The sequence below is a fragment of the Methylorubrum podarium genome (assembly GCF_022179745.1).
GTDB lineage: Bacteria > Pseudomonadota > Alphaproteobacteria > Rhizobiales > Beijerinckiaceae > Methylobacterium > Methylobacterium podarium.
The window spans coordinates 1-8,209 of sequence record NZ_BPRD01000139.1 but is presented as its reverse complement, the minus strand read 5'-3'; the positions used below and the strand labels follow the sequence as shown (position 1 = coordinate 8,209).

Here is an 8,209-nt window from a genome sequence, read left to right as displayed (position 1 = left end):
GCGCCGAGCACCAGGGCGTGGATGGGGGCGCCCAGGTTCTTGGCGGCGGTCAGCGCCTTCAGCGTGCCGTCCTTGATCTGCCCGTTGGCGTGCTCGACGTAGAGGAGCGTGGTCATCGGCGAAACTTCTCGAAAAGAGGGGAGGCGCGCCGCTCGACCGGGGGCCGGGAGCGGCGCCGCGCGAATCGGGGCCGGATCAGAGCACGCCGGCTTCGACCTTGAGCTTCTGCACCAGCTCGGCCGCGGAGCCGACCTTCACGCCCGCCTGCCGGCCCGGCGGCTCGACGACCTTGAGCACGGTCAGCTTCGGCGTGACGTCGATGCCGAGCCCCTCGGGAGACAGCTCCTCCAGCGGCTTCTTCTTCGCCTTCATGATGTTGGGCAAGCTCGCGTAGCGCGGCTCGTTGAGGCGCAGGTCGGTCGTGACGATCGCCGGCAGCTTGAGCGAGACGGTCTGCAGGCCGCCATCGACCTCGCGGGTCACGTCGATCGCGCCCTCGCCGAACTCGACCCTGAAGGCGAAAGTGCCCTGCGGCCAGCCGAGAAGCGCCGCGAGCATCTGCCCGGTCTGGTTCGAGTCGTCGTCGATCGCCTGCTTGCCGAGGATGACGAGGTTCGGGCCCTCCTTCTCCACCACCGCCTTCAGCACCTTGGCGACGGCGAGCGGCTCGCAAGTCACGTCGGTCTTGACCAGGATCGCCCGGTCGGCGCCCATGGCCAGCGCGGTGCGCAGGGTCTCCTGCGCCTGCTGCGGCCCGATCGAGACGGCGACGATCTCGCTGACCTTGCCCTTCTCCTTCAGGCGGATCGCCTCCTCGACCGCGATCTCGTCGAAGGGGTTCATCGACATCTTGACGTTGGCGAGTTCCACGCCCGACCCGTCGGCCTTGACGCGGATCTTGACGTTGTAATCGACGACCCGCTTGACGGGCACCAGAACCTTCATGGCTGTCGCTTTCCTCCGCTCCTGCGAAGTCCCGGCGTCACTTGACGGACGGCTCTCGGACCCGCTTGACCGCGCTTGATGGGATTGTCAGGGCGGCGGGACCGTAGCGAGGCGATTTCCCGCTTGTCAACGCGCCTTATCAGGGGCGTGACCTGCGGGAATTCACCGGTTCTGGCCGGGCACCCAGAGCACGTCGTCGGCGCCGTCGCGGTTGGCCGCGCGGGAGGCCACGAACAGGAAGTCCGACAGCCGGTTGAGATATTGCAGGGCTTCGCCCGAGATCGCCTCGCTCTCGATGCCCGACAGCGCGACCACCAGCCGCTCGGCGCGGCGGCAGACCGTGCGGGCGAGGTGGAGCGCGGCGGCGGTGGCCGAGCCGCCGGGCAGGACGAAGGATTTCAGCGGCGGGATGTTGGCGTTGAGCGCGTCGATCTCCGCCTCCAGCCGCTGCACCTGGGCGGGCACGATCCGCAGGGGCTCGTAGCCCAGCGGCGCGTCGCTCGGCGGCGTGGCGAGGTCGGCGCCGAGGTCGAACAGGTCGTTCTGAATGCGCGCCAGCATCGCGTCGAGGGCGGGCTCGGCGGTCAGGCGCGCGAGCCCGATGCAGGCATTGGTCTCGTCGACGGTGCCGTAGGCCTCCACCCGCAGATCCGCCTTGGAGCGGCGCTCGCCGTTGGCGAGCCCGGTCGTGCCCTGGTCGCCGGTGCGGGTGTAGATGCGGTTGAGCTTGACCACGGCGTCCCTCCCGGCGGGCCCGGTGTTCTGCGGAAAGAAAGACCCGCCGGGCGATGTTTCGCGCCCGGCGGGTCTTTGCAAGGGGTGTTTGGCAAGGGGTGTTTGGCAAGCTTGACGAGCGGCCGGCGCTCAGAAGGTGTAGCCGATCTTGCCGCCGTAATTGGTCAGGCCGCGATTGTCGCCGCACAGGCCGGCATTCGACATGTGCTCGACGGTCGCCATGACGCTCCAGTGCTCGTCGATGCGGAAGCCGAGCGCCGCCGCCTCGCGGAACAGCGGCGAGCAGCCCAGGGCGTTGAAGCCGTAGGGCGCGTTCGCCTTCAGGCCGGTATAGCCGTTATGGGCCGCGCCGCCGAAGAAGCCTTCGAGGAAGACGCGCCGGTTGAGGGTCTCGGGGAAGAGATCCACGGTCCAGGTGGCGCCGATATAGGCGTAGCTGGTGCGGCCGCCGGTGTTGTAGCTGCCGCCCACGGTGGGCCGCGGCACGAAGGCCTGCCAGAACGGGTCGGTGGTCACGAGCGGCTTGGCGAACAGGATTTCGCCGTTGACGTTCGCGGTGCTGAAGCCCGGCAGCTTGCCCTCGGCGCTGCCCGGATCCTGGACCGAGCCGCCGATGCGGACCTCGGAGACGATGGAGTAGGGCTGGACGGGGGCGAAGTAGGGCGGCGGTGCGGGGGCCCGGGCGGCGCGAAGATCGGCGGCCTGCGCGGCCGTGACGGCCGAAGCGGCGAGGACGCCGACGAGAATCCGGGCAAGGGGTGACTTCATCGGCGGTCGATCCGTCCGTTTCAACCCGCCTCGAATATCACGCCCCCCGGGGCACAGCCCGCGGATTCATCCGCCTCCGCGCTTTTGCCCGCCCGGTGGGGCGCGGACGCCACACTCCGATCGGCCGAGCGGTGCTCCGCTGCCCGCCCTGCGCGCGTTCGCGGGAGGTCGTGACCCGCGCAAGCTGCAAGGCGTGGCGGTGCTGGCGCATCGTCCCGAAAGGCGGCTGCCGGCTTTCGGAAAAAAGACAATGCTCTCGGCGTGCGCTCAGGCCGCCCGCCACCAGACCACGCCCATGATCACGATGATCGCGACGAATTGCAGGAGCACGCGCAGGCGCATCAGCTTCTGCGAGAGGTTGGCGCTGCCGCCCCGCATCATGTTGACGAGGCCGAGGAGCAGCACCACGGCCACGGCGAGGCAGGCGAGGAGGACGAGCTGGTTGGAGGACATGGGTCGGTGATCTCGCGAGGGACCGCGCTCCCGTGAGCACGGCCCGGAAGAGGTGGCTTCGGGGCGTCAGTTCCGGCGCAGCAGGCGCTCGAAGTAATCGAGTTCCTCCTGCGGACGCGAGGGGTCGCCGAGCTTGCGCCGCAGCTCCTCCATGATCCGGCGGGCGCGCTGCACCGCGGATTCGTCGGCGTTCGGCACCCGGACGTTGCCGTTGGAGAGGTCGCGCCCGCGGGTCGGGCGGCCGAGCGGGTCGTCGTCGGCGGAGCCGGAGCGGCCCTGGCGCCCCTGCGACTGCCCGTCCTGCTGGCCCTCGCCCTGGCCCTCGGCCATCTGCTGCATCTGCTTCTGCATGCCCTCGGCGCCGCGCTTGAGCCCGTCGAGGGCGCGGCCCTGCGCGTCCACCGCGTCGCCGCTGCGGCCGCGACCGAGCGCCTCCTCGGCCTCGCGCATGGCCTCCTCGGCATCCGCCAGACCCTCCTCGCCCTGAAGCCCCTGCTGCTTCATCCGGTTCTTGAGGTCCTGGAGCTGCTCGCGCAGACCCTGCTGGCGCTGGCCCATGCTCTGGCCCTGCTGGCCGCGCTGGCCTTGCCCCTGGCCCTGCTGTCCCTGCTGGCCCCGGCCCTGCTGCCCCTGCTGGCCGTCCTGGCCCTCGCCCTGCTGGCCGGGCTGCTGACCGCGCTGGCCCTGCTGCCCCTGCTGCTGGCCGGGCTGCGGCCTCTGGCGCTGGCCGGGGCGCTGGCCCTGCTGCCCCTCCTTGTAGGTCTCGTCGCGCAGGTCCTGCTGCTCGCGGGACATCTTGTCGAGTTCGTCGAGCTGCCGGTTCATCTCGGCCATGCCGCCCTCGGACGATGGGCCGTTCTCGGCGTTCTGCAGGTTCTCCAGCACGTTGCGGAGCTGGTCGAGCAGGCGCTGGGCTTCCGCGGTGTCGCCGCGCTTCATCGCCTCCTGCATGTCCTTGATCATCTTCTCCAGATCGTCGGGGGTGACGGTCTGGCCGCCCTGCTGCTGCTGCTGGCGCTCCGCCTGCTGCGGGCGCTGCGGCTTCGCGCGCTGGGCGAACTCCTTCATGAACTTGTCGAGGGCCTGTTTCAGATCCTCGGTGAGCTTCTTGATCTCCTCGTCCGGCGCGTTGCGGTCGATCGCCTCCTTGAGGCGGTCCTGGGCGGCGCGCAGGGCCTTCTCGGCATCGGAGAGGTCGCCGTCCTCGATCTTGAGGGCCATCTCCCACAGGAGATCGGCGACGCCGGTGAGATCCTCGTCCGATCTCGCCGCGCGCAGGCGGTTGGCGGCCGTGGTGAGCCCGAGGAAGATCGCGGGCTGCGGCGTGAAGCGCTCCGGCGCGATCCGCAGGGCGTCGAGCGCGGTCTGGACGCGGGCGCGATCCGCGTCCGGCGCGGTGACGAGGCGGCGGCGCTCCTCGGCCAGCGCCCGGGCGAGCGGCTGGCTGAAGGGCCGGGCCGGCAGCACGATCTCGGCGGTCTCGGTGCGCCCCTCCTGCCCGGCCTCGTCGCGGACCACCAGGGTGAGCTTCACCCGCGCGCCGGACCAGGGATTGTCGGTGAGATCGACCAGCGTCTTGGTCTCGGTCTCGCCGGTGGCGTCGGTGGGAAGCGCGAGCGGGATCTTGGGCAGGGGCACGAGCGAGCGGCCGGCCTTCAGCGGCTCGACCAGCCCCTCGGCGGAGGCGATGCCGTAATCGTCCCTGGCGCGATAGGTGAGGTTGAAGGTGCCGCGGCCGTTGACCTCCAGGTCGCCGACCCGGCTCACCTCCGGCGGCCGGTCGGGGATCGTCTCGATCACGAGGCGCTGCGGCTCCGATCCCGAGGCGGCGATGCCGAGTTCGGCGGTGCCGCCGACGAGCCGGAAGCGCTCCTCCCGCAGGCTCGCGCGGGTCTCGCCGCCCTTGGCCTCACCCTTGGCATCACCCTTGGCGGCCCCCTGCGGCGCGGGGCGGGCGGGGCCGGCCTTCTCGTCCCTGGGGATCGCCACCAGGGCGGCGTTCGGGGTCAGCTCCGCCTCGCCCTGGCCGGCGATGCGCACGATCAGGGTCGAGTTGACCGGCGCGCGCAGGCGCTGCACCGGGTCCTTCGCGGCGCCCGACATCGTCACGATCAGCGGCGGCACGCGGGTGTAGATCGGCGGGTCGATCCAGCCATCGACGCGGAAGCTCGGCGCCGCGGCCTGCGGCTCGCGCCAGTCGAAGGCGGCGGCGACGCGCCCGCGCCATTCGGGGCCGGCGACGAACAGGGCGGCCAGCGCCGCGACGAGGACGCCCGCGCGGAGCGCCAGCGGATCGTGGCCGGGCATGTGCGGGCGCGGGCGCCCGGCCTTCAGCCGCGCGACGGCGGCGGCGGCCCGCGACTGGTGCAGGGCCCACAGGGCGCGGGTGACCGGATCGGTCTGGCCGACGGCCAGGGTGTCCTCGATCGCCGAGGCCGGATCGTGGGCGCTCCCGCCGCCGCGGGCGGCCTCCCGGTCGATGCGGGCGAGCGCCTCGCGCCGGCTCAGGGCGCGCAGCCGGGCGGCCGGCCACAGGGCGGCGACGAACAGGAGGGCGAAGAGGCCGAGCCCGGCCATGCGCCAGGGCGGCGTCAGGTCGAGCCACAGGCCGAGCCAGGAGACCGCGAGGAAGGCGAGGGCGACGCCGAGGCCGCGCCACAGCACCGGCCAGGCCCGCTCCCACAGGCCCGCCGCCCGCGCCCGCGCCACCAGCCGGTCGAGGCGGCGCCGCGCCTCGCTTTGGCGCGCCTCGCCCTGGCGGTCGTCGCTCGCGGAGATCGTCCGTTCGGCCTCGCTCATCGTGTCCGGTCGCGGCTCCCACGGGCGCCGGGCCGAGAAGGCCCGCGCACGGATGAGGAAGCTAGCATGGTGACGGGCAGGCTCCGCCGGGTCAAATCCGCCCAGCCGCGCTTGGCGCCGTCAGGCCGCGGCCCGCGAGAGGTCGCGCCCGATCCGCGCCGCCAGCGGCACGCTCGCCTGGTTCTTGCCCTTGGCCTCGATCTCGAAATCGCTCCAGGCGAGGTGGCGGGCGACGAGGGCGTTGACCGCCTGGTTCCACATCAGGTCGGAATGGGCGGCGAGATCGCGCCAGGAATGGCCCTGGCCCGACAGCGCCGGAAAGTCCGGCAGGGCGTCGGGATCGTGCTCGGGCAGGAGTGTTTCCCGTGACACGCTGATGTGGCTCACCGGCCGCACCCCGCGCCAGGAGGCGATCACCGCCCGGATGCGCGGATCGTCGGGCTCGATGTACTCGCCCCGGCTCTCGACCCAGTGGTGGTGGAGGTCGAGCACCACCGGCACCCGGTCGCCGAGGCGCAGCACCGCGTCGAGGCCGAACAGCGACTCGTCGTTCTCGACGGTGAGCAGGTTGCGCGCACTCTCGGAGATCAGCGACAGGCTCTCGCGAAACCCCTCGATGCCGGGCTCGCGCCCGCCGATATGGATGTTCACGTGGGCGCCGTGCGGGTGCCAGCCGGCGCCGTAGCCCAGCATCGCCATCACCTCGGCGTGGTACTCGAGTTCGGCGATGCCGTTCGCCTGCGCGTTCGGGTTGCGCGAGGCGATGATGCAGAACGGGCCGGGATGCATGCTGAGCCGCACCTCCCCCGCCCGCGCCCGCTCGCCGACCCGGGAGAGGCCGGTCTCGATCAGGCTCCGCATCGGGGCCTGCGCGTAGAGCGGCTGGGCGATCGGGTGGGTGTAGCCGGGCAGGACCGAGCTCGCCATGCGCAGGAGCCGCTCCAGCGGCGGCCGGCCCGAGACCCAGGCGATCTGGCGCTCCAGGGCGGCGAGGTTGTGGCGCACCACGCCCTCCAGCTTCTCGAACCGCGCCGCCGGCCCGAGGCGCTCCAGATGCGCCATCGTCACCGTGCCGAGATTCATCAGCTTGGCCGCGTCCTTGGCGGCCTTCAGGGTTTTGTGGGACGGGTCCGGATCGGGGATGAAGGTGCAGCAGAAGCCGAGGCGGGGCGGCTCGCCCAAGTTCGACTCGGGCATGTTCGGCTCGGACGTGTTGAGTTCGCGCGACATGGCCCGACAACGCGTCAGCGCCGGTTTCGGCCCCCGATGGAAAGGATCAATCCTCGGCTCGCAAAGCGTCCACCGCCGCGCCCGCGAGGTTGGCGGCCATCAGCCGCTCGGCCTCGCCCTCGACCGGCCTGAGGCGGGAGCCCAGGGCCGCGATCCGCGCCGCCGCGTCGCGGGCGAGGCGGGTGGCGGCGGCGAGGTCGATCGCCGCGAACCGCACGGCCTCGCCGGGCCGGCGCTGGGCGATCCGCCGCAGGTCGGCGGAGATGACGGTGGCGATCTTCGGGTAGCCGCCGGTGGTCTGGCGGTCGGCGAGCAGGACGATCGGCCGGCCCGAGCCCGGCACCTGCACCGAGCCGGCCACGGTGGCGTCGGAGACGATGTTGAAGCCGCCGGAACCGTGGGCGATCTCCGGCCCGTCGAGCTGGTAGCCCATCCGATCCGCCCGGTTCGAGACCGTGAAGGTTGCCTTGAGGAAGGTCGCGAGGCCGGCCTGCGAGAAATGGTCGTCCTGGGGGCCGAGGACGACGCGGACCGGCGCGTCCCGGTCCAGGGGAACCGGGTCGAGGGCGTGGTCCGCCTCGCCCATCGGCGCGGCGGCGAGCGGCAGGCGGTCGCCCTCGTGCAAGGGGCGCCCGTCGAGGCCGCCGAGCGCCGCGCGCTGATGCAGGGCGCGGCTTCCCATCACCGCGGGAACGGGCAAGCCGCCCGCGACGGCGAGATAGGCGAACACGCCCTCGCGCGGACGCTCGACCGTCAGCTCCGCGCCCTCGCGCAGGATGAAGGACCGGTGCGCGGCGAGCGGGTCGCCGTCGAGGCGCAGCCCGCTCGGCGCGCCGGCCAGGGCGAGGCGCGCGGCACCGCCCTCGACCCGCAGGCGCGCCCCGGCGAGCCCGAGTTCGAGCGCCGCCGCGTCCGGCCCGTTGCCGACGAGGCGGTTGGCGGCGGCGAAGGCGAGCGGGTCCATCGGCCCGGAGGCCGACAGGCCGAAGCGGAGATGGCCGCGCCGTCCGCCGTCCTGGATCGAGGCCGCGCCGGCGAGGCGGGCGAGGTGAAGCCGGGCGCTCATCCCTGGCACAGCTCGGCCACCGCCTCGCCGGCCTCCGCCGCGGCGGCGAGCCCGTCCCAGCGTTCGGCCGGAATCGGCACGAAGCGCACCCGGTCGCCGGGGCGGAGCAGGAAGACGGGGTCGCGCGCCGGCACGAAGGTCTTTTCGGGCGTGCGGCCGAGGAGGTGCCAGCCGCTCGGCGCCGCGATGCTCGCCACCAGCGCCTGGGCGCCG

General features: G+C 72.7%; 8 protein-coding genes and 1 pseudogene. All 9 read right to left on the bottom strand.

Features of this window, described 5'->3' with window-relative positions:
• Nucleotides 1–116, bottom strand: a pseudogene (locus MFF42_RS07540) (electron transfer flavoprotein subunit alpha/FixB family protein); the annotation flags it as partial.
• A 79-nt stretch (nucleotides 117–195) separates the two neighbouring features.
• Nucleotides 196–945: an electron transfer flavoprotein subunit beta/FixA family protein gene (locus MFF42_RS07535; protein WP_238255192.1), complete on the bottom strand. Its 750-nt coding sequence runs from the start codon at nucleotides 943–945 to the stop codon at nucleotides 196–198.
• Between the two features lie 162 nt (nucleotides 946–1,107).
• Entirely contained in the window at nucleotides 1,108–1,680 is a 573-nt protein-coding gene (locus tag MFF42_RS07530) for a cob(I)yrinic acid a,c-diamide adenosyltransferase (RefSeq protein ID WP_238255191.1), read from the bottom strand.
• Between the two features lie 129 nt (nucleotides 1,681–1,809).
• Nucleotides 1,810–2,448, bottom strand: coding sequence for an acyloxyacyl hydrolase (locus tag MFF42_RS07525; RefSeq protein WP_238255190.1), 639 nt, complete (start codon nucleotides 2,446–2,448; stop codon nucleotides 1,810–1,812).
• 267 nt (nucleotides 2,449–2,715) lie between these two features.
• Nucleotides 2,716–2,901 carry a twin transmembrane helix small protein gene (locus tag MFF42_RS07520; RefSeq protein WP_108939763.1) on the bottom strand — a complete coding sequence of 62 codons (186 nt, stop codon included), beginning with the start codon at nucleotides 2,899–2,901 and terminating at the stop codon, nucleotides 2,716–2,718.
• Between the two features lie 66 nt (nucleotides 2,902–2,967).
• A complete protein-coding gene (locus tag MFF42_RS07515; protein ID WP_238255189.1) occupies nucleotides 2,968–5,700 on the bottom strand; it encodes a TIGR02302 family protein in 2,733 nt (910 codons plus the stop codon).
• Between the two features lie 120 nt (nucleotides 5,701–5,820).
• Nucleotides 5,821–6,897 (bottom strand): UV damage endonuclease UvsE, encoded by a 1,077-nt coding sequence (locus MFF42_RS07510; protein WP_373875151.1) that lies wholly within the window; start codon nucleotides 6,895–6,897, stop codon nucleotides 5,821–5,823.
• Nucleotides 6,898–6,976: 79 nt separating this feature from the next.
• Nucleotides 6,977–7,996, bottom strand: a complete 1,020-nt coding sequence (locus tag MFF42_RS07505) for a 5-oxoprolinase subunit C family protein (RefSeq protein ID WP_238255187.1) — start codon at nucleotides 7,994–7,996, stop codon at nucleotides 6,977–6,979.
• Nucleotides 7,993–8,209: carboxyltransferase domain-containing protein (locus MFF42_RS07500; RefSeq protein ID WP_238255186.1), on the bottom strand; the 217-nt coding region annotated here is incomplete at its 5' end. The genes MFF42_RS07505 and MFF42_RS07500, both read right to left, overlap by 4 nt.